Raw genomic sequence first — 26,729 nt, forward strand, 5'->3', positions numbered from 1 at the left:
CTGCGCCTTGCCTTGCCTTGACGGGCGCTCGCATGGGCGAATGACAGTGGAACCTCATCGAGAACAAATGGTGTTTCGATGCCCAGACCTGCCATCTCCTCGGCATCGACCCCGCGACCTTCACCGGGGCCGAGGAGGCAATCTTCGCTGCCGTGCATCCCGATGACCGGCAGACGCTCAAGGCAGCACTGACCCGCGCCGCCGAGCAGGACGTGCCGTACGAACCGGAGTACCGCGCAGTCTGGCCGGACGGGAGCATCCATCACCTCACCGCCCGCGGCGAACTGGTTCGCGACGACAAGGGCCGCCCGGTGAGGATGAACGGCATCATCTGGGACATTACCGTGCGCAAGCAGGCCGAAGGAGCCTTGGCGCGTGACGGCCGGAGAAACACGCTGCTTCTGCAGAATGGCAGTGACGGGATTCACATTCTCGATAGCGAGGGCAATGCACTCGATGTGAACATAGCCTTTTGCAAGGTGCTCGGCTACAAAAGAGAGGAACTCATCGGCGCAAACGTTGTTTTATGGGATGCACACTTATCTCCTGATGAGTTGAAGCAGAAGCTACAGGAGCAGCTTGATACGCGCGACATCTTGACCTTTGAAACGAGACATCGACGCAAAGACGGCAGCCTGTGTGACGTTGAAGTCACTGGTCAGGCTCTTGAACTGAACGGCGAGCGCGTGCTGTTCTTCTCTTCCCGTGACATCACCGAACGTAATCACGCAAAAAAGGTACTCAAAGAGAGCGAATTCTTTTTGAGGGAGAGCCAGCGAATCGCATCCATCGGTTCTTATAAACTTGATGTGATGTCGGGCCTCTGGAAATCGTCAGAAGAACTCGACAGGATTTTTGGCATAGGCAAAGACTTCTCTAGGAACGTACAAGGGTGGCAAGACCTCGCACATCCGCAGGACGCCGAGATGATGGGTCAATACTTGAGTGAAGAAGTCCTTGGTAAGCGAAAGCCGTTCAACAAGGAATACAGAATCGTTCGCAAGTCGGATGGCGAGACCAGATGGGTCAGTGGCATGGGGGAACTCGCCTATGGTCCTGACGGCAAAGTCGTTTCACTGATTGGAACAATTCAGGACATCACCGAGCGCAAACGGAGCGAAGAATCACTGCGGAAAAGCAGTGAGCGATTTGAGCGAATGGCCGAAACAGTTCCCACAGTCTTGTATGACTACGTGCTCAACCCCGATGGCAGCAATCGTTTCACCTACATGAACCATCGAAGCAAGGAAATCTTCGGCGTCGACGCCGAAGAAATCATCGCCGACTCCAATAAATTCTGGAGCCTTGTTCACGAAGATGACCGGCAACTCGTACGCGACGAGGACAACAGAGCCAATAAAACCGGAATCGGGCTTGTCATCGAACACAGAATCGTGACTCCGCAAGGTGAACTGAAATGGCTCCATACGGAATCAAAACCCAGTTCCACTGCAACTGGTGAGCCGTCAACGTGGAGCGGCTTCATTCTCGACATCACCGAACGCAAGGCGGCTCAAGAGGGCATAGAACACCTGGCCCAGCATGACATCCTGACGGGTCTGGCGAACCGGGCACTGTTTTCAGACCGGTTGCAGAACGCGCTGTCCAGCGCTTTGCGCGACAGGTGCAGCCTCGCGTTGATGTCCATTGACCTGGACATGTTCAAGCCAGTGAACGACCAGTTTGGTCATCCGGTGGGTGACTTGCTGCTGAAAGAAGTGGCGCAGCGCATGGTTGCCTGTGTAAGGGATTCCGACACCGTCGCGCGCATCGGGGGTGACGAGTTTGTCGTGCTGCTGCGCAATGTGGCTGGGGAGAACGAAGCCTTGACCGTGGCTGAAAAAATCCGCGCGAGTCTGGAGCAACCGTTTGTCGTGGCCGGTCACAGCGTGCGCATTTCATGCTGCGTGGGCATTGCGCTCTACCCGCAGCATGGTGAAGATGAGCTGTCTCTGTCCAAGCACGCCGACTTTTCCATGTACCATGCAAAAGGCAATGGGCGCAATCAGGTCAGGCTCCACCAAGCCCACTGATTGATTTTCTGGTGCCACCCCTCATGCTTGACCAAGTCATTTTGAACGACTGCCTTGCACCAAGTCCAGCGACAGCAAGGGGCCCGTTCCTGACCACTGCGGCCAGACCGGGAACACCCGCTTAGTGCACAAGCCGGCACTGAATTTCCCCAAATTCATCGAAATTGTGGCTGGGTAGCTCCGGAATTGGTGGCGGTCTTACCGATGGAACAGGTGGCAGTGCACTTGGCATTATTGGTGGCTGACTTGAGTGGAATACGCAACCCCAAGGTTTTGTCAGGTTTTGTCAGGTTTTTCATTTGAGTTTTTTTGATATTTTTGCACCCGCGCCAATGCAGCAAAAATCAGCAAGACGCAGCAAATGGTGCCGGTAAGTGGGCCTACGAGATGGCAACAACGTTCGCCAAGATGTTGCCAAAAAAGCGCGGGGTTTTCGGAGCGGTATGCGCGCGCGCGAGCTGATGACGAACCAAGAGTTAACGCAGGCCACCAGCGCGTCCAAAGTCAGGCCACAGCCCGCTCGCGTATTTCATCGAGTACCCGCACCATCTCCGTCACCTTGGCCGGCAAAAACAGCGCCTCTGGCCCTTGCTGGCTGATGTCGGTGAAAGGCGACTCGTAGAGCCGGGCCGCATCCATGACCCCGTTCTCGGTCAGGTACTGCACGATGAGGTCAATGAATTCCAGTTGGCTGGCGGTGGCGGTGGTGCCGACAACGAATTGACTGAACGCCGCTGTGGCGGTCTCCCGGTCCAGACCCACCAAGGAGCGGATGAAGATGCCCAAACCATGGCTTTGCTCGGTGGCTTGCTCGATGACCTCGGCTGACCCACCGGCCGCCACCAGCATGCGCCCCAGTTCCTGCAGGTCGGACGGTGTGAGCGGTTGGTTGCGGCGCAGGCGCTGCAGCGACAGGTGGCTGTCATGCGCGCGCAGGAACTGCCTGGCCTTGTCCTTGAACTTCGCCAGATTCATGCCCGTGCCGACCCCTGGCAGCACAACCGTGGTCATGTCACCCAGCTCATCCTCAAAATCGGTATAGATGACCGGCTTCTTGCCCTTCTCAATCAGCTTGACCAGTGCCCGCAGTTTCTTGCGCGCGTCCTCCAGCATGGCAATGGTGACGCCTTCCCACCATTCGTCACCGGCCACCGACTGAATCAACACCATCTGCGTCTTGATGGCGGGAATAGCTTCCTGTCCTTCCAGGGCGCTGGCAATGGCTTGCATCGACGCGCGCAAGGCGTCGAAGTCAGGCTTGGCCTGCAGGATGGCGAGCTGCGTGCGCAGTACCAGCATGTCAAAACGCTTGGCATCTTCGTCGTCATCGGTCAATTCGGTCGGCAGGCCCGACACATGCAGGCCCAACTCGGTCAGGCTGTCGCCGTCGAGCGTGTGCCACGATGCCAGCTTGGCAAAGCGCTCCACCGACTTGCGCCGTGGCCGCACCACAAAGTTGTCCAGGTTCATCGCCGCTACCCGCTGGTGCAGCAAGCCCGCCAGTTCAGCGCGCAACTGTTCATCAGTGCGTTGGTCGCCGTAAGCGGCCCGGCCTTCCGCCGCCTTGCAACCCGTGTCAATGCGGCGGTCCAGCTCGGCAATCATCGTCAAGCGCGCCTTGAACAGCCTGGTGCTGAGTGACTCGCTGGTCGCGCCATCGGTTGCGGGTAGGTCCTGGCTGAAGAATTCGAGGTTCTGGCAGTAGTCAAAGACGTTGAAGAACTGCTTGTGCTGCCCGGGGCCATATAAATCGAGGCACAGGCGGGTGCCTCGGCCGACCATCTGCCAGAACTTGGTTTTGGAGCGGATGATTTTGAAGAAAACCAGATTGACCACCTCGGGCACGTCGATGCCGGTATCGAGCATGTCCACCGATATGGCGATGTGCGGCACCTTGTCCTTGATGGAAAAGTCATCAATCAGGCTCTGCGCATACTCCGTCTTGTAAGTCACCACGCGCGCGAACGCGCCCTTGTAGTGCGGGTAGTTGACGTTGAAGCGTTGGGCAATGAAATCGGCATGGGCGTTGTTCTTGGCGAACACGATGGTTTTGCCCAGGCGGTCGCCGCCAGCCACCTTCTCGCCCCGGGTCATCAGGTGTTCGAGCACCTTGTCCACCGTGTCGGTGTTGAACAGCCACTTGTTGAGCGCCGCTGAATCGACCGCATCGGGCACCGTGCCGTCCTCGGTCCACTCAATAGCATCCCAGCGCTCTTTTTCTTCCTCGGTCAGCTCCGCGTACTTGATGCCCTCGCGCTGAAACTTGAGCGGCACCGAGATAGCCTTGGGCGGCACCAGATAGCCCTCGGCCACGGCATCGTCGAGCGCATAGACATCGGTCGGCACGCCGCTTTCCAGGTCAAACAGCCCGTAGGTGTTGTGGTCAATCTCATCCTTCGGTGTAGCGGTCAGGCCCACCAGCAGGCAATCAAAGTAGTCAAAAATGGCGCGGTACTTCTGATAGACCGAGCGATGGGCCTCGTCGATGATGATGAGGTCAAAATGCCCGACACCGAAACGGCGCTGGCCATCGGCCGCATCGTCAATCAGGCCCATCATGGTCGGGTAGGTTGAGACATACACCCGGCCTTCGGTGTTTTTCTCGGTGACCAGGTTGACCGGGGATGAGTCGGGCAGGTGTGTCTTGAAGGCATTGACCGCCTGCTTGACCAGCGCTACGCGGTCAGCCAGGAACAGGATGCGCTTGGCCCAGTTGCAGCGCATCAGCACATCGGCCAGGGCGATGACGGTGCGGGTCTTGCCCGAGCCGGTGGCCATCACCAGCAGCGCCTTGCGCTGGTTGTCGACTTCAAAGGTTTCGCCAATCCGGCGCACCGCCCGGTTTTGGTAATAGCGTTCAATGATGGCGGCGTTGATGACGGCCTCGGCCAGCTTCTTGCGGCTGGTGCGGCGTTGAATCAAGAGGTCGAGCTCCGCCTTCTTGAAAAAGCCCTGCACAGCACGCGGCGGGTAGCTGGCATCGTCCCAAATCCAATGCTCATACCCGTTGGAATAGAAAATGATGGGGCGCTGGCCGTATTGGGCTTGCAGGCAGTCGGCATAGAGCTTGGCCTGTTGCTGGCCCACGTTGGCGTCCTTGCGGGTGCGCTTGGCTTCCACCAGTGCCAAGGGCTTGCCGTCATCGCCCCACAGCACGTAGTCCACAAAACCTTTTCCCTGGCTGTTGGGCATGCCGCTGACTTCGATTTCAAAGTTCTTGGCATCGAGCGCCCAACCCGCTTCCTTGAGCAGCAGGTCAATGAAGTAGTCGCGGGTCTGGGCTTCGGAGTAATCGTGGGTGTCGGGCTGAGCCGTGTTGGCCTTCTTGGCGGCGGCCACGTCCGCACGCAGTTGCTTGAGTTCATCGTCCAGCGCTGCTTTGTCGGCCAGCAGCACGCTGAGCTTTTCGTCGCGCTCCTGCAGTTGCGTTGCCAGCTTCTGGAGCTGGTCAATCGACTGGGGTGGCGTTGGCACTGCGGCGACAGCGGTTGGCAGCATGGCCGGGTTAAAGCGCAGGTCGGGCGCGGGCCGCACCCGTTGACCGTAGGTGCGGGCCAGCCAGTAGCAAACATGGAACAGCTCGCGCGTGGCCGTGACGGCATCGAGCGGCAGGATGGCGCGGGTGCTGTGCACCGCCAAGTTGCCCAGGTCCTTGATGAGCTTGGCTTTGGTGAACACCGCATCGCCCACGGTGGCCCGAAAGCTGGGCTCGTGAATCAGCGCGCTCAGGTGGTCCTGGTAGGGCAAGCGCAAGGCCGGGTCATGCTTGTAGAGCCAGTCCACCGCCAGCTCCAGGGTGCGCCGGGCGTAGAAGCAGGAGGTCCGGGCATCCGTGTTCGCCATCCCTTCGGCCTTGCTGGCCGCGCCAAAAAGGGTGGACCATTCAGACTGGAGGAAGGCGAAGTTGCTCATTTACAGTTCGCCTCGGAAGGCGCGGTGTTGGAGGGAGGCAAACAGGGTGTCGAGTTCGGTTAATGCAACTCGATGAGTGCCTCGGAGAGATTCTGTTGAAGTGACCCGCTCTGCAAATGCTTGCTGCAGCGAGATTGGGGGTAACGGGATATTGAGAGCCCGCAGAATTGCCAAGTTGATATTTTTTTGTGCTGATTCAGGTGCGGCTGCTTCCAACGCTTGTTGTAGAAAAGAAAGCCACACACGCACAAACTCAACTGTCTCGGGTTTTTCGGCCTTAAACCCAACAACGCTATCAGGAAAACAAGCATCGAACGTCAAAATTCCGGTTTTGGCAATATTCGCCGCGATAGTGATGCACAAGGTTCCCTTCGGCCAAAGTTTGCTTTGACGCAATCCAAATTCAGAATAGCTGGAGTTGTGACTTCTAACGTAGCCATCGCAGTTTGCAATTTCTCCGGTCTGAACAAGTGGATGCGCTCCGCCAAGTAGCTCAGGAGCATTGCGGGGGCGGTGCTTCGATACACCTCTATCCAATGAGCCGACATCGCCAAATTTTTTGATGGGCCACTTCATCGGATTTATCACCGGGTCCCCAAACATTTCAATGAAAATCGACTGCGTGAGGCTGTCCAGTTGCGCCAAGGCTTCCCGGCGCTTAACTCTGAGCGCATCGGCTTGGTCCAGGATGGCGGCGATGCGGCGCTGTTCGGACAGGGGTGGAACTGGTATTTCGAGGTGCCCAAATTTTGACTTACTAACAATGGCGATAGTCGTCGCCGGAGCCATTGTTAGAAGTTGGGGCTTCAGTCTCTTGCATGCATAGAAGCCAAATTTAGGCCATATTTTTTTCTGGTCAAACTCAACCGAGTTAATTTGCTGATTGGTGACGACTGTCCTTCCCGCTATTCCAATTTTTCCAAGAGAACCAATGCAGCAAACCATTACCGAGCCTTTTTGCAACATTCTCGATTGCTGAGCGCCCTCATCGGACAGCGTTCTTGGCGTAGTTTCAACCGGCAAGATTTGGTCTAAATCACCTGGGGTGACGAATGGAATATCACCACCCCAGTATTCGTTTTTCGAGGTGAGCGGAGTGGACCCAGTCTGAATAACCCCAAGTGACGACAGCGGTTGCAATGGGTAACTCAATTGAGCATCCCCTCAAGCTCTTTCATCCCCGCCTGAATCTCAAGCTCAAGTACTGCCAGCTTCGCCAAAATCTCCTTCGGTGGCAGATGCTCGCTCACCGCATGCACCACTTCCTTGTAACGGTTGATGGACAGGTCGTAGTCATTGCCGACGATGTCGCCCTTGGGCACGCAGAAACTCTGGTCGGTGCGGTCGCGCTCAAGTTCCGCGTCGTCCCGCTGGCCCCAGCGCGCCAGCACATCCGGCAGGTTGTTTTTGGCGTGCTCAGCTTCTGATAGCTGGCTGCGCCCATCCTTCAATGGCTGCAGGCCCAATTTATCCTCAGACAACAGCGGCTGGCGCTTGTCGTCCAGGCTCCAGCCATCAGCCTTCATGTCATAGAACCAGACCTTGTCGGTGCCGCCCGAGTTGGTCTTGGTGAACAGCAGGATGGCGGTCGAGACCCCGGCATAGGGTTTGAAAGCCCCCGATGGCAGCGAAATGACAGCGTCAAGCTTCTGGTCCTCCACCAGCATGCGGCGCAGCTCTTTGTGCGCCTTGGACGAACCAAACAACACGCCGTCGGGCACGATGACCGCCGCCCGGCCACCGGGCTTGAGCAAGCGCAGGAACAGCGCCAGAAACAGCAGCTCGGTCTTCTTGGTCTTGACGATGGCCAGCAGGTCCTTGGCCGTGTTCTCGTAGTCCAGCGAGCCCGCGAAGGGGGGATTGGCCAGAATCAGCGAGTATTTTTCCTCGTCACCGGCGTGGTCCTGCGCCAGCGAGTCCTTGTAGCGAATGTCGGGGTTGTCAACGCCGTGCAGCGCCATGTTCATGCTGCCAATGCGCAGCATGGTGTTGTCAAAGTCGTAGCCATGAAACATGCCGTGGTGAAAGTGCTCACGGGCAAGCGGGTCGCGCAGTATTTCCGGGTGCTTGTCGCGCAGGTACTCACCGGCGGCCACCAGAAAGCCGCAGGTGCCGCTGGCCGGGTCACAAATCACGTCTTTGGCGGTCGGCGCAGTCAACTCCACCATGAGTTGGATGATGTGGCGCGGCGTGCGGAACTGGCCGTTCTGCCCGGCGCTGGCAATCTTGCTGAGCATGTATTCATAGAGGTCGCCTTTGGTGTCGCGGTCCTCCATCGGGATGTGGTCCAGCAGGTCGACCACCTTGGCCAGCAGCGCGGCTGTCGGGATGGTGAAGCGGGCGTCCTTCATGTGCTGCGCATAGGTCGAGCCATCGCCGCCCATGGTGCGCAGGAACGGGAACACATGCTCGCCCACCACCGTGTACATCTCGGCCGGGGAAAAGTTCTTGAAGCGCGACCAGCGCAGGTCGTTGTAGTCGCGCCCCTTTGCATCCGGGCCTTCCGGGAAGGTGCGCCGCTCCATCGGCTGACTCAGACGCACCGACTTGTTTTCCTCCAGCGTGTGCAGGTCGTCCAGGCGGCGCAGGAACAGCAGGTAAGTGATTTGCTCCATCACCTCCATCGGGTTGGAGATGCCGCCTGACCAGAATGAATTCCAGATGGCGTCGATTTGGCTGCGTAGTTCGCCTGTGAGCATGTGTGCGGTCCCTGAAATCTTTTTATTCGAGCTCCCAAGTCGGAAGCTTTTCGCATCGTCCGATGCTACAGAGATTTGACGCCGCTTTTGCGTACCTAGTCGGGAAACTCAGGTTGGCACCTTCCTCACGCTGGCTGGCCGGGGTCTTTGTGACGACAGCAGCGGCTTCGTGACCAACCAGCGGCCCCTTGCGGGGCGGCTCGGCGCGGTTTTCGGTATGGACATCCTGAAGGAGTAGGCGAGGATATCCACACAGTTGCGCTCGCTGCACGGTACAAAACGATGTACTGGTGGCTACATGGTGGCTACATGAATCCCCAAAAAGAAAAAACCCCACTATTTTTTGATAGCAGGGTTTCTAATAGCCATAAGGCTTTATGACTGGTGGCCCGGGGCGGAATCGAACCACCGACACAAGGATTTTCAATCCTCTGCTCTACCGACTGAGCTACCAGGCCAAGCGGCAAATTATAGCAGTATCTCCGAGCGTCTTCGGAGCTCGCGGATCAAGCTGCGTTGCGTTTACCGCGGGTCAAATCAACGCCCAGTTGCTTCAACTTGCGATAGAGGTGGGTTCTCTCAAGCCCGGTCTTTTCTGCCACCCGGGTCATGGAGCCGTTCTCTTTGCCCAGATGGTATTCAAAGTAAGCTTTTTCAAATTCGTCGCGCGACTCCCGCAAGGGCTTGTCGAGCATGAAGCTCTGCTGCGATGGCGGCAACGCATCTGCCGCGACAACGACGAATGACCCGGCCACGGTGGCAACATCGGCCAGCGGCAAGACCGGCACCGCCATGAGGGGCACCACCGCCTTGCGAATCGCGCCGCGCGCCAGGCCCTGCTCGACCGCTTTGAGCAACTTTTGCAGCGTAATCGGCTTTTCCAAAAATGCCAGTGCACCGATCTTGGTGGCCTCCACGGCCGTGTCAATGGTGGCGTGCCCACTCATCATGATGACCGGCATGGTGAGGGCGCCGGCGGCGGACCACTCCTTGAGCAGCGTGACGCCATCGGTGTCGGGCATCCAGATGTCGAGCAGCACCAGATCAGGGCGCTCACGCAAACGCGCCGCCCGGGCCTGCGCCGCGTTTTCGGCCACTTCGACGCTATGCCCCTCGTCGTTCAGGATTTCCCACAACAGATCGCGGATGCCGAGTTCGTCGTCAACCACCAGAATGTTTGCCATGATTTCGCGAGTTCCTTGGGAATGTGCAAGAGTCGCCCGGCTAGCCCAGCGCGACATTCTCTGTAGCGAATGATAACGACACTTGCGCACCCAGCGTCTGGCCGTCCGCAACCCGGTTGGCAATCTCCACGCGGGCGCCATGCTCATCCGCAATTTTCTTGACCACCGCCAGGCCCAACCCAGTGCCCTTGGGCTTGGTCGTGACGTAGGGCTCGAACGCGCGTTTCAGAATGCTGTCCGGAAATCCGGTGCCACAGTCAAGGACGCTCAAGCGAACGAGACCGACGTTCTCAAGCCACTGGGTCTTGATGATGACCGGGTGCCCAGGATCGGTATGGCCAGCCGACTCTGTGGCGTCCTGCGCGTTCTGCAACAGGTTATGCATCACTTGTCGCAGCTGCTGCGAATCGCCCATAACGCATGGTGCGCCTGGATCAAGTTCCATCTGCACGGGCACGAGCGAGGTCTCACTGGCATACAGCTGCAACACGTCAGTCACTAGCGCATTCAAATCAATCGGCTTGAGTTCGGCCGCGGGCAGCCGTGCATAGTCGCGGAACTCGTTAACCAGTCGCTTCATGGCGTCGACCTGCGTGACGATGGTTTTGACTGACTTGGTCAGCAGCGCCTGCTCCGGCGGGGCGATCTTGCCGGTCAACTTCATCTCCAGTCGTTCGGCTGACAACTGGATCGGGGTCAGGGGATTTTTGATCTCATGCGCCAATCGGCGGGCCACCTCACCCCATGCTTGGGCCCGTTGCGCAGATACGATCTCAGAGATATCATCAAAGACCAAAAGCCTTGCAGCCCCCGGCAGAGAAGCGCCACGTGCTACCAATATAATTGCATTAGTGGGTTGCCGTCCGGCCAGGTTGGTCGCGCCGTTGCCAAGTTCGAAGGACTGCTGCCAATGATCCAGCCCCGGCTCACTGTGCGCTGCCAGAAATAAATCAAACTGCGTCTGAACGCTGGCACCAAATGTTTGCAGCCCCTCAATGTCGGCTAAGCGCTGGCCCTCGTAGGCCGCCAGGGGCACCCGCAGAATGCGTGCCGCACCCGGATTGGACGACACAATGACACCTTGTGCATCAAGCACGATCACGCCAGCCGTGAGGTTGTCGAGGATGGTTTGCAGATTGGCACGCGCTGCGTTCACCTGCTGCATGCTGGCTTGAACTGCCTGTCGTGCCTCTGAGAGTTGTTGTGTCATATCGGCAAAGGATCGGGTCAAACCATCGAGTTCGTCGCGCCCGTGCAGCCGCATCTTGGGCGTCAGATCGCCCGCCGCCACTTGGCTCACACCGGCGGCCAGCAGGAGCAGTGGGCGCGCAATCTGATTGCCCAGCACAACGGCCAACAGCACAGCACCGAACACAGCCAGAAACAGACTCAGCGTCAAGGTACCAATGTACATGCGACGCAGCCCCTCGCGCGCCAGCGCCCGCTCTTGGTATTCCCGGTTGGCCTGGGTGACCGCCAGCGCATTGGCCACCAACGTGGAGGGCAATGTCTGCGACACCTGGAGAAAGCGTGGCTGCGCCAGCAGGCCCACGCTGGTGCTCGACACCAAAACCAAGGCCTGGATGCGCGCAGTCACCACAACCCCCGGCACCATATCATCGAGCCCCTCGATCCAGGTGATGAACTTTTGAGAACGGGCGTTGCGGAACTGCTGCTGGCTGGGCCGCTCCGGATTGAGCTGGTAGCGGGATTGGCCCGCTGCCGCAATCAGCTGCCCGCCAGCGCTCCACAGCAGCGCATCACTCTCACCCAGCTGTTCGCGCACGCGCTCCAGGGGCAGGGCGGCACTGACATCGGGTGTATTGGCGAGTTGCGAGGCGGCGCCGCGGGCTTTGCTGGCCAGGTCATTGGACAGTGCCTCGAGCGTGGCACGGCCGAGATTGAGGCCCGCGTCGAGTGCCCCTTCCACTTTGACATCGAACCAGCTTTCAATCGAGCGCGACACAAACTGGTAGGAGACCACGTAGATCAGGACGCCCGGTGCAAACCCGGCCAGCGCAAAAATCGCGGCCAGCTTGACCAGCAGGCGGCTGCCAAACTTACCCTGCCGCAAGCGCTTGAGGAGTCGGTAGGCGATCCAGACGATGACGAGCAGCAACAGGCTGGCCACCACGACATTGAGGACAAAGAGTCGCGCGTAGTTGCGTTCGTACATGTCACGATTGGTCGTGGCTTGTGTCAGCAGGAACAGCAGCACCAGGCCCACCACCACCATGACGACCAGACCCACGCCGACGGTCCAACGCAGCGTGCGCGCATTCCTCAGGGAGAATCGGCCAGCGGGATCGATGCCAATACCTGCGCTACTCACGGAACCGTCTCCAGCATCAGCGGCTGGCGAGAAAACGCCGAGATTTCCCAGTCGGTCTGACCCAAAGTACCAATCTGCAACGGGCGTGGCAGCTGGAACACATCCAGGCCGAAACGAAATTCGACCAGATGGCGTTGTTCCAGGTCAAGGTCAGAGACCGCGGCAATTTTCCAGCGCGACAAGCGTTGCACGGCCGCCAATGCGTCCGGCAATGCATCGAAGGTCTGATTCAGGGCGAGCCCAGAGCCGGCATGGGTGATTTGACCGGAGGACACATTGAGGCGCCAGCGTCGGGTCAGCGGCTGATAGGCCAGGCGCATATGACGCTCAGCGTGCGCAACTTTTTTGTTGGTCCAGTACCAGCGTTCGCGCAAAATGTCGGCTTCGGCCACGAAAATCATGGCCACTCCTTTGAGCAGCGCCTCTTCAACCGCCCTGGACAGCTCGAATTGAACATTGGCAGAAAGCACAATCGCGTCGTCCGCGCGCTCGATCTTGATGCTGGAAATTTCCGCCGCCGAGGTTTGCGCCCAAGCGTCGCCCGCCGAACCCCACACCAAACAGGTACAGGCCAGCAGCCCGATCAAGTCAAGCCGTGCGTTTCTCAAGCAGTGCGTAATAAAAGCCGTCATGGTCACCGATTGGATTGTCCGGGACGGCGTCGGCATTCGCCCCGTTGGCGGGCAATAAATGCCCGGGCGAAGGCAGCAAAAAGGCCTCAGTGTTGTGTGCAAGAAACGTTTCGATCTGATCCTCACCCTCCGCTCTGAAAACGGAACAAGTGCAATACAAGAGCCGCCCACCCGGCTTGAGCACCTGCCACAGGGCCTTGAGCAGCCTGGCCTGGATCGCAACCAGTTGGGCAATGTCGGACTCGCGCCGCAACCAGCGCACGTCCGGGTGTCGCCGGACAATGCCAGAGGCAGAACAGGGCGCGTCCAGCAAAATGGCATCAAACAGCTGACCGTCCCACCAGGCTGACACCTTGGCCGCATCGGCCACCAGCACGCGGGCTTCCAGCCCCAGGCGTTGCAGGGTGTGATGAATTCGCTCGCAGCGCAAGGGATCCACATCCAACGCCGTGACGCGTCCATCGGTGATCTCCAGCAGGTGCGCAGTCTTGCCGCCCGGGGCGGCACAGGCATCCAGGATCTGCAGCGATCCCGTCGCCGTCAGGCCGGACACGAGCAGCGGAGCCGCCAGCTGCGCGGCCGCATCCTGCACCGAAAACACCCCCTCTGCAAAGCCCGGCAGGGCCAGCACCGGGCGGGCTTGTTCCAGGGTCACGCCCGAGCTCCCCGCCGCGCTGGCGTTCAAGCCGGCCTCTTTGAGGGCCTGCAGGTAGAGCAACACGCTGGAGCGCCTGCAGTTGACCCGCAGCGTCATGGGCGCGTGGCGGTTATTGGCCGCAAGAATGCTTTGCCACTGTCCTGGCCAGTCTTTCTGGAGCCGCTTGATCCACCACGCGGGATGGTTCCACAGCGCCACCGGATTCTGATCGGTGAGTTGCACCAAGGTGTCACGCTCACGCAAGAATCGACGCAGGCAGGCATTGATGAAACGGGCCTGCGGCTGAGTCGCCGCGCTTCTCTTGGCGGCTTCCACCGTCTGATTGACCAGCGTAAACGCCTCATAAGGCGCCTCCTGGTCACACCACGCCAGCGCCAATGCCGTGCACAGCAGCGCATCGGCGTGGGGCGGCGGGCTCCGCGGCGCCAGCAGCTGGCGCAGCGCCTCAGCGCGTCCGAGTGAGCGCAGCACATGAAATAGGAGCGCCTGCACGCCGGGCCGCAAATCGGCCATCACGCCCTCCAGCGCGGCTGTGGCCGACATGCCGGAGCGTACATTCTGCAAAACTGCAGCTACCGCCTGCAACTGGCGCCATAAGGGAGTTTTTTGTTCGCTTGCGTCCATTTTTAACATTGCACCTGCTGCGTCAGCATGAGAGCACATGCTCCCGTCTCACATCATCACAATTTATAAAGAAAAACGCCTCAAGCCCTTGTCCTACGGGCTTGAGGCGCTATTCTTACGATAGCATACCGATCTTACTCGGTGGCTGCTCCTTCGTTGGCCTCCGTGGCCTCTGCCTGGCCTGCCAGTTCAGCCGCTTCCGCCTCGGCGATGGCGCGACGCTCGGTGTCGTCCATGTTCTCACGCACTTTGCGCGCTTCGTGATAAGCCATGCCGGTACCGGCAGGAATCAGCCGCCCCACAATGACGTTTTCCTTCAAGCCACGCAACTCGTCGCGCTTGCCCATGATGGCAGCTTCCGTCAACACGCGCGTGGTTTCCTGGAAGGACGCCGCGCTGATGAAGCTGTCGGTCGACAAGGACGCCTTGGTGATGCCGAGCAACAGATTGGTGAACCTGGCCGGTATCTTGCCTTCGGCGCGCAAGGCATCGTTGGTATTGAGAATCTCCGAGCGTTCCACTTGTTCACCGTTGATGTAAGTGGAGTCGCCCGCGTTCTCAACCAGAACCCGACGCAACATCTGGCGAACAATCACTTCAATGTGTTTGTCGTTGATCTTCACGCCCTGCAAGCGGTACACATCCTGCACTTCGTCCACAATGTAGCGTGCCAGTTCTTCCGAGCCCAGCAGGCGCAAGATGTCCTGCGGATCAGCCGGGCCGTCGACCACGCTTTCGCCCTTGTTGACGACTTGGCCTTCGTGAACAATGATGTTCTTCTCCTTGGGCACCAGGTCTTCCCAGACGGCGCCATCCGGATCGGTGATCTGCAGGCGAATCTTGCCTTTGGTTTCCTTGCCAAAGGACACGGTACCGGTCATCTCAGCCAAAACGCCCTTGTCTTTGGGTGAACGGGCCTCGAACAGCTCCGCAACCCGTGGCAAACCGCCGGTAATGTCGCGGGTTTTTTGACCCTCAATCGGAATCCGTGCCAGCACCTCGCCGGAGCTCACGTCCTGACCGTCGCGCACCTGCACCAGCGCACCGATCGGGAAGCCAATGGTCACGGAGTGGTCCGTACCCGGGATCTTGACCTCGTTGCCGGTTGCGTCAATCAATTTGACGATTGGACGGATGACCTTGGCCGAACCACGGTGCTTCGGATCGATCACCACCATGGTGGACAGGCCGGTCACTTCGTCCACCTGTTTGGCCACCGTCAGGCCTTCTTCGACATTCTCGAAGTGAGCCTTGCCGGCAAACTCGGTAATGATCGGACGGGTCAACGGGTCCCAGTTGGCCAGGATTGCGCCTGCCTTGATGGTTTGATCCGCTTTCACCGCCAACACGGCGCCATAGGGCACTTTATGGCGTTCACGCTCACGGCCATGCTCGTCATGAATGACGATTTCACCGGAACGGGAAATCACCACCAATTCCTTTTTGCCGTTCGTCACATAGCGCATGGTGGCGTTAAAGCCGATATTGCCGTTGGACTTAGCTTCCACGCTGGAAGCGATCGCGGCACGAGAGGCGGCACCACCAATGTGGAAGGTCCGCATGGTCAGCTGCGTGCCTGGTTCACCAATGGATTGCGCGGCAATCACGCCGACGGCTTCACCCCCATTGACCAGGCCGCCGCGACCCAGATCACGGCCATAGCATTTGGCGCAGATGCCAAAGCGGGTCTCGCAAGTCAGCGCCGTGCGCACCTTGACTTCGTCAACGCCTGCCACTTCAAGCTCATCGATCTGGTCTTCGTCGAGCATGGTGCCGGCGGGCGCCAGCACGGAACGATTTTCCGGGTGCAAGATGTCATCGGCTGCGGTACGACCCAGAATTCGGTCGCGCAAGGATTCAATGACTTCACCGCCTTCAACGATGGCGCGCATCAGATACCCAGCGTGTGTGCCGCAGTCTTGTTCGGTGACCACCAGATCCTGCGTCACATCAACCAGACGCCGCGTCAGATAACCCGAGTTGGCGGTCTTCAAGGCCGTGTCAGCAAGACCTTTACGCGCACCGTGGGTGGAAATAAAGTATTCCAGCACGTTCAGGCCTTCACGGAAGTTCGCGGTGATCGGCGTCTCGATGATGGAACCATCGGGCTTGGCCATCAGACCCCGCATGCCCGCCACCTGGCGAATCTGTGCGGGTGAGCCACGCGCGCCGGAGTCCGCCATCATGTAGATGGAATTGAAGGACTCCTGTTGCACCTGCTTGCCATGGCGGTCCGTGACGATTTCCTTGGACAGCTGGGCCATCATCACTTTGGACACTTCGTCGCCAGCCTTGCCCCAGATGTCCACGACCTTGTTGTAGCGCTCGCCCGAAGTCACCAGACCCGAGGTGTACTGATGGGCGATTTCCTTGACCTCTTGCTCGGCATGCTCAATGATGCCGGGCTTCTCGGTGGGCACCAGCATGTCATCGATGCAGATCGAGATACCGGCCTTGGTGGCGAGGCGAAAGCCATACTGCAGCAACTTGTCGGCAAACACAACGGTCTCTTTGAGCCCGCATTTGCGAAACGACACGTTGATCAGCTTGGAAATCTCTTTTTTCTTCAGAGCCTTGTTGATGTTCTCAAATGGCAGACCCTTGGGCAGGATTTCCGACAACAGGGCGCGACCTGCGGTGGTTTCCCAGAGCTTGGTTGAAGGCACGAGTTCACCAGTTTCCTTGTCCTTGGTGTACTCCGTCAGCCGCACATTGATGCGGGAGTTCAGCTCCACGGCACCGCCGTCAAACGCGCGTTGCACTTCCCCGACATCGGCAAAGATCAGGCCCTCACCAATGCCGTTGATGCGTTCGCGGGTGGTGTAGTACAAGCCCAGCACCACGTCTTGCGAAGGCACAATCGACGGCTCGCCATTGGACGGGAACAGCACATTGTTGGAGGCCAACATCAGCGTGCGGCATTCCACTTGCGCCTCCACCGACAACGGCACGTGAACGGCCATCTGGTCACCGTCAAAGTCGGCGTTGAACGCAGCGCAAACCAGCGGGTGCAGTTGAATCGCCTTGCCTTCGATCAGGATCGGTTCAAAGGCCTGAATGCCCAAACGGTGCAGGGTCGGCGCCCGATTCAGCATGATCGGGTGCTCTTTGATCACCTCTTCAAGAATGTCCCAAACAACCGGTGTGCCGGATTCAACTTCCTTCTTGGCCGCCTTGATGGTGGTGGCAACGCCCATGGCTTCGAGACGCGCGAAGATGAACGGCTTGAACAATTCCAGTGCCATCAGCTTGGGCAGGCCGCACTGATGCAGCTTGAGCGTGGGGCCCACGACGATCACGGAGCGGCCTGAATAGTCGACCCGTTTGCCCAGCAAATTCTGGCGGAAACGCCCCGATTTTCCTTTGATCATGTCGGCCAGCGACTTGAGGGCACGCTTGTTGGCGCCGGTCATGGCCTTGCCGCGACGACCGTTGTCGAGCAGTGAATCCACCGCTTCTTGCAGCATGCGCTTTTCATTGCGGGCAATGATTTCGGGCGCCTTCAATTCGAGCAGGCGACGCAGGCGGCTGTTGCGGTTGATCACGCGGCGATACAGATCGTTCAGATCGGAGGTGGCGAAACGGCCACCGTCCAGGGGAACGAGCGGTCGAAGGTCCGGCGGCAACACCGGCAATACTTCAAGCACCATCCATTCGGGCTTGATGCCCGACTTCTTGAAGGCCTCAAGCAACTTGAGCCGTTTGGTGTTTTTCTTGATCTTCAGCTCAGAACCGGTGGGGTCGTTGCGAAGCTTCTCAATTGAGCCATCGATGTCAATGCTTTGCAGCAAATCCTTGATGCCTTCGGCGCCCATCTTGGCTTGAAACTCGTCGCCGTATTCCTTGAATTTAGCGTCAAAGTCATCTTCCGACATGATGCTGAATTTCTTCAAGGGTGTCATGCCCGGATCGGTCACAACATACGCCTCAAAGTACAGCACGCGTTCGATATCACGCAAGGTCATGTCGAGCACCAGGCCCAGACGCGATGGCAGCGATTTCAGGAACCAGATGTGGGCACAAGGTGCTGCCAGATCAATGTGACCCATGCGCTCGCGACGCACTTTGGTCTGCGTCACTTCAACGCCGCACTTCTCACAGATCACACCGCGGTGCTTCAGGCGCTTGTACTTGCCGCACAGGCATTCGTAGTCCTTGATGGGACCAAAAATCTTGGCGCAAAACAGGCCGTCACGCTCTGGCTTGAAGGTGCGGTAGTTGATGGTTTCTGGTTTTTTGACTTCGCCGAACGACCACGAACGGATCTTCTCGGGAGAAGCCATGCCAATCTTGATGGCATTGAAATGCTCATCCGGCGTGAACTGCTTGAACAGGTCGAGTAGTGATTTCATGTTAAATCCTTTTCTTGTCCGTGTTTAGCCGCGTTCCAACTCGATATCAATACCGAGGGAGCGAATTTCCTTGACCAACACATTGAACGATTCCGGCATGCCGGCTTCAATCGAATGTTCGCCCTTGACAATGCTCTCGTACACCTTGGTACGGCCTTGCACGTCATCTGATTTGACAGTGAGCATTTCCTGCAGCGTGTAAGCAGCACCGTACGCTTCGAGCGCCCAGACCTCCATCTCACCGAAACGCTGACCGCCGAACTGAGCCTTGCCGCCCAACGGTTGCTGCGTGACCAGACTGTAAGGTCCGGTGGAGCGGGCATGCATCTTGTCGTCCACCAAGTGGTGCAACTTCAAATAGTGCATGTAACCGATCGTCGTGGGCCGCTCAAAGCGGTCACCGGTGCGTCCGTCAAAAAGATAGGCCTGTGTGCGTGTTTCATTCAGCCCCTTGGCCTTGGCGGCATCGTCAGGGTAAGCCAACTGCAGCATGGCCTTGATTTCTGCTTCGGAAGCACCATCAAAGACCGGCGTCGCAAAAGTTGCGCCCTCCGTCAGATTACCGGCCATTTCCAGTACTTCGTCATCACTCAGTTGAGCCAGGTCTTCTTTGCGGCCAGCGCCGTTGTAGAGTTCATCCAGGAACTTGCGCAATTCAGCGGTCTTGGCTTCAGCCTGCAACATATCGCCAATGCGTTGCCCGATACCCTTTGCGGCCCAGCCCAGATGAACTTCGAGCACCTGTCCAATGTTCATCCGTGATGGCACGCCCAGGGGATTGAGCACAATATCGCACGGCGTGCCGTCCGCCATGAACGGCATGTCTTCGACCGGCACAATCTTGGACACCACGCCCTTGTTGCCATGACGGCCGGCCATTTTGTCGCCCGGTTGCAGATGGCGTTTGACCGCCAAATAAACCTTCACCATCTTCAAGACGCCTGCGGGCAACTCATCGCCTTGCGTCAACTTCTTGCGCTTTTCTTCAAACGCGAGGTCGAAACTATGCCGTGTCTGTTCCATGGAGTTCTTGATGCTCTCCAACTGAGCGGCAACATCGTCTTCAGCCGGACGAATATCAAACCAGTGGTGCTTTTCAACCGAAGTCAGATAGCCTTGGTCGATCTTGGTCCCTTTGGCCAATTTTTGCGGACCGCCATTGGCAATCTTGCCCATCAGCAACTTCTGGATCCGGTCAAATGAATCGGCTTCCACTAGGCGCAGTTGGTCGTTCAGGTCAAGCCGGAAGCGCTTGAGTTCGTCATCAATGATTTGCTGGGCCCGGCGGTCGCGCACGATGCCCTCGCGGGTAAAGACCTGCACATCGATCACGGTCCCTTGCGAGCCCTGGTCCACACGCAGCGAGGTGTCCTTCACGTCACTGGCTTTTTCACCAAAAATGGCGCGCAGCAGCTTCTCTTCCGGTGTCAGCGTGGTCTCACCCTTCGGCGTCACCTTGCCCACCAGCGTGTCACCAGGTTGCACTTCAGCGCCCACGTAGATGATGCCGGACTCATCCAGACGGTTGAGCTGTTGTTCGCTCAAGTTCGGAATGTCACGGGTGATTTCTTCAGATCCCAGTTTGGTATCACGCGCCATCACCACGAGTTCTTCAATGTGGATCGAGGTATAGCGGTCGTCGGCGACAACGCGCTCGCTGATCAAGATCGAGTCTTCGAAGTTGTAGCCGTTCCAGGTCATGAAACCAATGAGCATGTTCTGACCCAAAGCCAGTTCACCCAGATCGGTGGAAGCACCGTCAGCGATGACATCACCCTTGGCCAGCATATCGCCCTTTTTGACAATCGGCCGCTGGTGAATGTTGGTGTTCTGATTGGAGCGCTGGTATTTGATGAGGTTGTAAATGTCCACACCCACTTCACCAGCCTGTGCCTCGTCGTCATTGACGCGAATCACAACCCGCGTGGCATCCACGTAATCCACGACACCACCGCGTGTTGCGGTCACCACAGTGCCGGAGTCAATCGCCGCAACGCGCTCAATGCCGGTGCCCACCATGGGCTTTTCCGGACGCAGAATCGGCACGGCCTGACGCGACATATTCGCACCCATCAAGGCGCGATTCGCATCGTCGTGCTCCAAGAATGGCACCAGGGAGGCAGCCACTGACACGATCTGTGCCGGCGACACGTCCATGTATTGCACACGTTCGGGTCCGGCAAAAATCGTTTCACCGGCTTCACGCGCTGAGATCATCTCACCCGTGAGTTTGCCGTCTTTGTCCAGCACCGCATTGGCCTGCGCAATGACAAATTTACCTTCTTCAATCGCCGACAAATAGTCAATTTCCATCGTGACCTTGCCATCGACCACACGACGGTAAGGCGTTTCAATGAAGCCATAGTCGTTCAGGCGCGCATACAGCGCCAGTGAATTGATCAGGCCGATGTTTGGACCTTCTGGCGTTTCAATCGGGCAGACGCGACCATAGTGGGTCACGTGCACGTCACGCACTTCAAAGCCAGCGCGCTCGCGCGTCAGACCACCTGGGCCAAGGGCCGACACGCGGCGCTTGTGGGTGATCTCCGACAAGGGGTTGGTCTGATCCATGAACTGCGACAACTGCGATGCGCCGAAGAACTCTTTCAGGGCCGCCGAAATCGGCTTGCTGTTGATCAGGTCATGCGGCATCAGTGGCTCTTGCTCAGCCTGACCCAGGCGCTCCTTGACCGCTTTTTCAATCCGCGCCAAGCCGGTTCGGTATTGGTTTTCGGCCAATTCACCCACGCAGCGCACACGCCGGTTGCCCAAGTGGTCAATGTCATCCACATCGCCACGGCCGTTACGCAAATCCACCAGAATCTTGACGACGGCCAGGATATCCTCGTTGGTCAGCACCATGGGGCCAGTCGATTCCGGTCGACCCATCTTGGCATTGAACTTCATGCGCCCGACCCGCGACAGATCATAGGTATCAGGGTTGTAGAACAAGCGCTGGAACAGCGCCTGCACCGCATCCTCTGTGGGCGGCTCGCCGGGGCGCATCATGCGGTAGATGGCGACACGAGCAGCAAATTCATCCACAGTCTCATCACTGCGCAGGGTTTGCGAAATGTAAGCACCCTGATCGAGTTCATTGGTGTAAATACACGGCAAATCCTGCACGTTGGCCAAGCGCAATTTCTTGATCAGCGCTTCCGTCAATTCCTCGTTGGCCTTGGCCAGGATCTCGCCGGTATCGGCGTCGACAATATTGCGTGCCACCACGCGACCCAACAGGAAATCCTCGGGCACGCTGATGTGCGTGGTGCCAGACTGTTCCAGTTCGCGGGTGTGGCGGGCCGTCACGCGCTTCTCTTTGGCCACAATCACTTTGCCACTCTTGTCTGTAATATCGAAACGGGCCACTTCGCCGCGCAGACGCTCTGCCACGAATTCCATTTGTGCACCGCTGTCCATCAGACGGAAGTTGTCATTGACGAAGAAGTTCGCCAAGATAGATTCGTGGTTCAGGCCAATGGCCTTGAGCAGAATCGTGACCGGCATTTTGCGACGACGATCCACGCGGAAGTACAGGAAATCCTTCGGATCGAATTCAAAATCGAGCCAGGAGCCCCGGTAAGGAATGATGCGTGCCGAGAACAACAACTTGCCCGAACTGTGCGTTTTACCCTTGTCGTGTTCAAAGAACACGCCGGGGGAACGGTGCAACTGGGAGACGATCACGCGCTCCGTGCCGTTGATGATAAAAGAGCCCTTGGTGGTCATCAGGGGCACTTCGCCCATGTAGACCTCCTGCTCTTTGACTTCTTTGATTACCTTGTTTTGCGAAGTCGACGATTCACGGTCATAAATGAACAGTTGAACCTTGGCCCGAACCGCCGACGCAAACGTCAGACCCCGGGTCTGGCACTCCCGCACGTCGAAAGCAGGCTTGGCCAAGTTGTACTCAAGGTATTTCATCTCGACAAAGCCATTGTGCGAAATGATGGGGAAGGCCGCTTCAAAAGCCGCTTGAAGTCCCTCTGCTGTACGTTTCTTGGGGTGAACATCGGCCTGCAGAAATGCCGTGTACGCATCCTTTTGCATCTGCAACAGGTACGGGATTTCCAGCACGCTGTCGCGACTGCCAAAATTTTTGCGAATGCGCTTGCGTTCGGTGTATGAATAAGCCATGAGATCTCCGGGCAAAGACTAAGGAATTCTGGGGGTCCTGGGCGACTGTTAAATTGAGTCCCCAATGTCTCAATATTTTTCTTGGTGATTGGCCACTACCAATCATTGGCGGACGGTCACACATTGCGCGTGACCCGAACCAAGGCATCTTCTGCAGTCGGGATCAGAAGACACTGACAAACAGACCATCAGTCTGCTTGTCAGTGCTCTCTTAGAAGCAGCAAAGGCTGGGGCTCTTTTGGAGCGCCCAGCCTCTCTTGAAAGCTCAATTACTTGAGTTCAGCCTTGGCGCCAGCGTCCAGCAACTTCTTCAGGGCGGCCTCAGCATCAGCCTTGGAAACGCCTTCCTTGACGTTCTTCGGAGCGCCATCAACCATGTCTTTGGCTTCCTTCAGGCCCAGGCCCGTGATTTCGCGGACAGCCTTGATGACCGATACCTTGGCAGCACCGGCTTCCAACAGGACGACGTTGAATTCCGTCTGTTCTTCAGCCACAGCGGCAACCGCACCACCAGCAGCGGGTGCCGACATGGCTGCGGCGCTCACGCCAAATTTCTCTTCGATGGCTTTCACCAGGTCGTTGAGTTCCATGACCGTCATGCTGTCGAGCGCGGTCAAAAATGCGTCTTTATCAAATGCCATTTTCATTTCCTAACAATATTGGTTACTACGCGTTGCCCGCAGTTAAGCGGCAACTGCTTCAGCGACGGCTTCTGCCGGTGCGTCTGTCGCACCAGCGCCCTTTTTCTCCGCGATCGCTGCCAGCACACGTGCCGTCCGCGAAATGGGAGATTGCATCAAGCCCAACAACTGTGCCAACAACACTTCCTTGGAAGGAATGCTTGCCAGTTGCTTTACGCCGTTCTCGTCCAGTGCTTTTCCGCCATATGCACCCCCACGAATCACCAACTTGACGTTGGTCTTCGCAAAGTCTGCCACCACTCGCGCGGCAGCCACAGCATCTACAGAGAAGCCATAGATCAGCGGACCGGTCATCAGATCGGAGACAACTTCAAATCCGCTACCCGCGACAGCACGGCGAGCCAATGTGTTTTTCAACACACTCAGACTCACGCCATTGCTGCGCGCGGAAGAGCGCAATTTAGTCATGTCAGCGACCGTGATACCACGGTATTCCGCCATCACGAGCGTTTGAGCTTTTGCGGCGAGGCCAGTCACATCACTGATGACGGCTTCTTTCTCACTGCGATTAAGACTCAAGATCAACTCCTTCAAAATGTGTTTGTCAGCGAATTGCCTTCAAACACGCCACATTGCAGCGACCAACTGTTTCGGAAACATGTTCCATCTGCAGCGGGATCGCCATCTGCGTTGGCTTGAGCCCCGGGAAAATCCGGAACTTACCGATTAAGTGCTTGCCCGTACCGGCACGGCTGGCACGCCAACGGTCTCGGATGACCTGCTCATACCAATAAGCCTGAGCAGCCCACCACACCAGGCCACCCGTTAGGGTGGCCAGAATCTCTCAACTAAACGGCAATGGTTTGCAGGTCGACGCGGATGCCCACGCCCATCGTGCTTGAAACCGCCACTTTTCTCAAATAGACACCCTTGCTGGTAGCTGGCTTGGCTTTTGTTAAAGCGTCGACCAGTGCGGCCAAATTGCCTTGCAGCTTGTCCGTATCGAACGAACGGCGGCCAATGGTGGAGTGCACGATGCCAGCTTTGTCAACGCGGAACTGCACTTGACCGGCCTTGGCGTTCTTCACAGCCGTTGCCACGTCAGGCGTCACGGTCCCCACTTTGGGGTTAGGCATCAAGCCGCGTGGGCCCAGAATCTGTCCCAAGGTACCGACGACGCGCATCGCATCAGGCGCCGCAATCACGATGTCAAACGGCATATCGCCCGCTTTGATCATGGCTGCCAGATCATCCATACCCACGATGTCAGCGCCCGCCGCCTTGGCTTCTTCAGCTTTGGCGCCCTGAGCAAACACGGCCACGCGCTTGGTCTTACCGGTGCCATTGGGCAGAACGACGGCGCCACGCACCACTTGGTCCGACTTCTTGGCGTCAATACCGAGTTGTACGGCCACGTCGATAGACTCATCGAATTTAGCCGTTGCGCACTCTTTAACGAGACCCAATGCGTCTGCCAGGGGATAGAGCTTGTTGCTGTCAACTTTACCTTGGAAGGATTTTTGTTTTTTGGTGAGCTGGGTCATTTAAACACCCTCCACATTCACGCCCATCGAGCGGGCAGAACCGGCAATGGTACGAACTGCGGCATCCATGTCGGCTGCCGTCAAATCTTTCATCTTGGTTTTGGCGATCTCTTCAAGCTGGGCCCGAGTGATCTTGCCAACCTTGACGGATTGCGGTGTGGCCGAGCCTTTCGTCAAGCCAACTGCCTTCTTGATCAAGATCGACGACGGTGGCGACTTGATAATGAAGGTAAAACTCTTATCTGCAAAAGCGGTGATCACCACCGGCAACGGCAGACCTGGCTCAATGCCTTGGGTCTGGGCGTTGAACGCCTTGCAGAATTCCATAATGTTCAAGCCACGCTGACCCAAGGCTGGGCCAATGGGTGGTGACGGATTAGCTTTGCCTGCTGGTACTTGCAGTTTGACAAAACCGACGATTTTTTTCGCCATGCTTTTCTCCTAGCGGGTGATAACGCCCTGGTCCTGCTATAAATTAGCTGGCCCTGGCTTCCCGGGGTTAACGACTCACTATTACAAAACCTGGTACCGAGTCGGGAAGCGCCAAGTCACTATTCAGTTGCGGACAGAGCTGACCAACTGCGGTCCGCCCCGTGAGATATCACTTCAGGTCTTTTCAATCTGAGAAAAATCAAGCTCAACCGGCGTCGCACGGCCGAAAATTGTAACAGCAACCCGTACTTTGCTCTTTTCGTAGTTGACGTCTTCCACCGAGCCATTGAAATCGGTAAAGGGCCCGTCTTTGACGCGCACAAACTCGCCCACCTCAAATTCAACCTTGTGACGTGGCTTCTCAGTACCCTCCTGCATCTGGGTCACGATCTTCAAGACTTCTGCCTCCGAGATCGGCGCCGGGCGAGTCTTCAGGCCGCCAACAAAGCCAGTAACCTTGTTAGTGTGCTTGACCAGGTGCCAGGTATCGTCGTCCATCACCATTTCGACCAGCACATAGCCCGGGAAGAACTTGCGTTCAGTTGTTTTCTTCTGACCGTTCTTGATCTCAACCACTTCCTCCATGGGGACCAGAATGCGGCCAAATTTGGCCTGCATACCGGAGCGATTGATACGCTCGGTAATGTTGCGCTCAACCGCCTTTTCCATCCCGGAATAGGCATGAACCACATACCAACGCAAGTCAGGGTTGGTCGGCGCAGTTGCCAGAACCTGCGCTGCCGCAGGCGTTTCAGTTATTGGGGTTTCCGCAGCATCAGTCATTATTTTTTCCACCCCAGAATCAAGTCATAAAACAACCACTCCAGCGTCTTGTCAGTCAGCCAGAGAAATAAAGCCATCAGCAGCACAAAGCCAAACACGTAAGCCGTCATCTGAATGGCTTCTTTGCGCGCGGGCCAAACGACTTTCTTGACTTCTCGCCAGGCATCTTGACCAAAGCCGTACAGGGCTTTGCCAGGCTCAGACATGAAGAAGACAACCACCGCGGCCGCCAGACCCAGCAGCAAAGCACCCCACTGCACCAGTGGCCCCTGCCTGCTAAACAAATAATAGGCCGCAAGCGCCGCAACAACCAACACGGCGGCCGTCGCAAGTTTGGCCTTATCGGCGCCGGTACTGACAGTTTCAACTTGTGTGGTGGCCATTATTCTCAATCTCGTACGTCTACTGCATCAAATTAAATTCAGTCGTTTTTAAACGCTGAAGCCCGCTATTCGCATAGCGGGCCGGGAATCCACCTTATCGTGCAATTCTGGTGGCAGGGGCGGAAGGAATCGAACCATCAACCTTCGGTTTTGGAGACCGACGCTCTGCCAATTGAGCTACGCCCCTGTACTTATTGGCTGAGGACAGCGCTGGCCCATGACAGGCAATCGCAGGCTGTCCTACAAACATATTGGCTGTTACGCAATAACCTTAGCAACCACACCAGCGCCGACCGTCTTGCCACCTTCACGAATGGCGAAACGCAGACCTTCTTCCATGGCGATCGGGTTGATCAGCTTGACGATGATCGACACGTTGTCGC

16 protein-coding genes, 2 tRNA genes and 1 pseudogene are annotated in these 26,729 nt (G+C 57.5%); 1 reads left to right on the plus strand and 18 read right to left on the minus strand.

Features of this window, described 5'->3' with window-relative positions:
• Positions 1–56 precede the first annotated feature (56 nt).
• A complete protein-coding gene (locus GZ093_RS12240; RefSeq protein WP_296486300.1) occupies positions 57–2,033 on the plus strand; it encodes a bifunctional diguanylate cyclase/phosphodiesterase in 1,977 nt (658 codons plus the stop codon).
• Between the two features lie 504 nt (positions 2,034–2,537).
• On the opposite strand, the gene GZ093_RS12245 is transcribed toward GZ093_RS12240, so the two are convergent.
• The 18 genes and pseudogenes from GZ093_RS12245 to tuf form a co-directional block, all read right to left on the minus strand.
• Positions 2,538–5,945, minus strand: coding sequence for a DEAD/DEAH box helicase family protein (locus GZ093_RS12245; protein ID WP_296486271.1), 3,408 nt, complete (start codon positions 5,943–5,945; stop codon positions 2,538–2,540).
• Positions 5,946–7,097: a restriction endonuclease subunit S gene (locus GZ093_RS12250; RefSeq protein ID WP_296486273.1), complete on the minus strand. Its 1,152-nt coding sequence runs from the start codon at positions 7,095–7,097 to the stop codon at positions 5,946–5,948.
• A complete protein-coding gene (locus GZ093_RS12255) occupies positions 7,094–8,644 on the minus strand; it encodes a class I SAM-dependent DNA methyltransferase (RefSeq protein ID WP_296486275.1) in 1,551 nt (516 codons plus the stop codon). The genes GZ093_RS12250 and GZ093_RS12255 overlap by 4 nt, the downstream gene beginning before the upstream one ends.
• 382 nt (positions 8,645–9,026) lie before the next feature.
• Positions 9,027–9,102 (minus strand) — tRNA-Phe (locus tag GZ093_RS12260).
• Positions 9,103–9,150: 48 nt separating this feature from the next.
• Positions 9,151–9,828 carry a response regulator gene (locus GZ093_RS12265; protein ID WP_296486277.1) on the minus strand — a complete coding sequence of 226 codons (678 nt, stop codon included), beginning with the start codon at positions 9,826–9,828 and terminating at the stop codon, positions 9,151–9,153.
• A gap of 40 nt (positions 9,829–9,868) precedes the next feature.
• Positions 9,869–12,160 (minus strand): ATP-binding protein, encoded by a 2,292-nt coding sequence (locus tag GZ093_RS12270; RefSeq protein WP_296486279.1) that lies wholly within the window; start codon positions 12,158–12,160, stop codon positions 9,869–9,871.
• Positions 12,157–12,792, minus strand: a complete 636-nt coding sequence (locus tag GZ093_RS12275; protein WP_296486281.1) for a DUF4390 domain-containing protein — start codon at positions 12,790–12,792, stop codon at positions 12,157–12,159. Before GZ093_RS12275 ends, GZ093_RS12270 begins: the two co-directional genes overlap by 4 nt.
• Positions 12,749–14,074, minus strand: coding sequence for a 16S rRNA (cytosine(967)-C(5))-methyltransferase RsmB (gene rsmB / locus GZ093_RS12280; RefSeq protein ID WP_363260701.1), 1,326 nt, complete (start codon positions 14,072–14,074; stop codon positions 12,749–12,751). Before rsmB ends, GZ093_RS12275 begins: the two co-directional genes overlap by 44 nt.
• A gap of 134 nt (positions 14,075–14,208) precedes the next feature.
• Complete coding sequence (gene rpoC, locus GZ093_RS12285; protein ID WP_296486285.1) at positions 14,209–18,426, minus strand: DNA-directed RNA polymerase subunit beta'; 4,218 nt, start codon at positions 18,424–18,426, stop codon at positions 14,209–14,211.
• A gap of 24 nt (positions 18,427–18,450) precedes the next feature.
• Entirely contained in the window at positions 18,451–22,563 is a 4,113-nt protein-coding gene (gene rpoB / locus GZ093_RS12290; protein WP_296486287.1) for a DNA-directed RNA polymerase subunit beta, read from the minus strand.
• 269 nt (positions 22,564–22,832) lie between these two features.
• Complete coding sequence (gene rplL / locus GZ093_RS12295; RefSeq protein WP_296486289.1) at positions 22,833–23,204, minus strand: 50S ribosomal protein L7/L12; 372 nt, start codon at positions 23,202–23,204, stop codon at positions 22,833–22,835.
• A gap of 42 nt (positions 23,205–23,246) precedes the next feature.
• Complete coding sequence (rplJ, locus tag GZ093_RS12300) at positions 23,247–23,783, minus strand: 50S ribosomal protein L10 (RefSeq protein ID WP_296486291.1); 537 nt, start codon at positions 23,781–23,783, stop codon at positions 23,247–23,249.
• Between the two features lie 269 nt (positions 23,784–24,052).
• Positions 24,053–24,748, minus strand: a complete 696-nt coding sequence (gene rplA, locus GZ093_RS12305) for a 50S ribosomal protein L1 (protein ID WP_296486292.1) — start codon at positions 24,746–24,748, stop codon at positions 24,053–24,055.
• Positions 24,749–25,180: a 50S ribosomal protein L11 gene (gene rplK, locus GZ093_RS12310; protein WP_296486294.1), complete on the minus strand. Its 432-nt coding sequence runs from the start codon at positions 25,178–25,180 to the stop codon at positions 24,749–24,751. It lies immediately after the preceding gene.
• Between the two features lie 174 nt (positions 25,181–25,354).
• Complete coding sequence (nusG, locus tag GZ093_RS12315) at positions 25,355–25,963, minus strand: transcription termination/antitermination protein NusG (protein ID WP_296486297.1); 609 nt, start codon at positions 25,961–25,963, stop codon at positions 25,355–25,357.
• Complete coding sequence (gene secE / locus GZ093_RS12320; protein ID WP_296486298.1) at positions 25,963–26,346, minus strand: preprotein translocase subunit SecE; 384 nt, start codon at positions 26,344–26,346, stop codon at positions 25,963–25,965. The genes nusG and secE overlap by 1 nt, the downstream gene beginning before the upstream one ends.
• A gap of 111 nt (positions 26,347–26,457) precedes the next feature.
• A tRNA-Trp gene (locus tag GZ093_RS12325) sits at positions 26,458–26,533 on the minus strand.
• Between the two features lie 71 nt (positions 26,534–26,604).
• A pseudogene (gene tuf, locus GZ093_RS12330) lies at positions 26,605–26,729 on the minus strand (elongation factor Tu); the annotation flags it as partial.

It is taken from the genome of Rhodoferax sp. (assembly GCF_010365055.1).
Lineage (GTDB): Bacteria > Pseudomonadota > Gammaproteobacteria > Burkholderiales > Burkholderiaceae_C > Rhodoferax.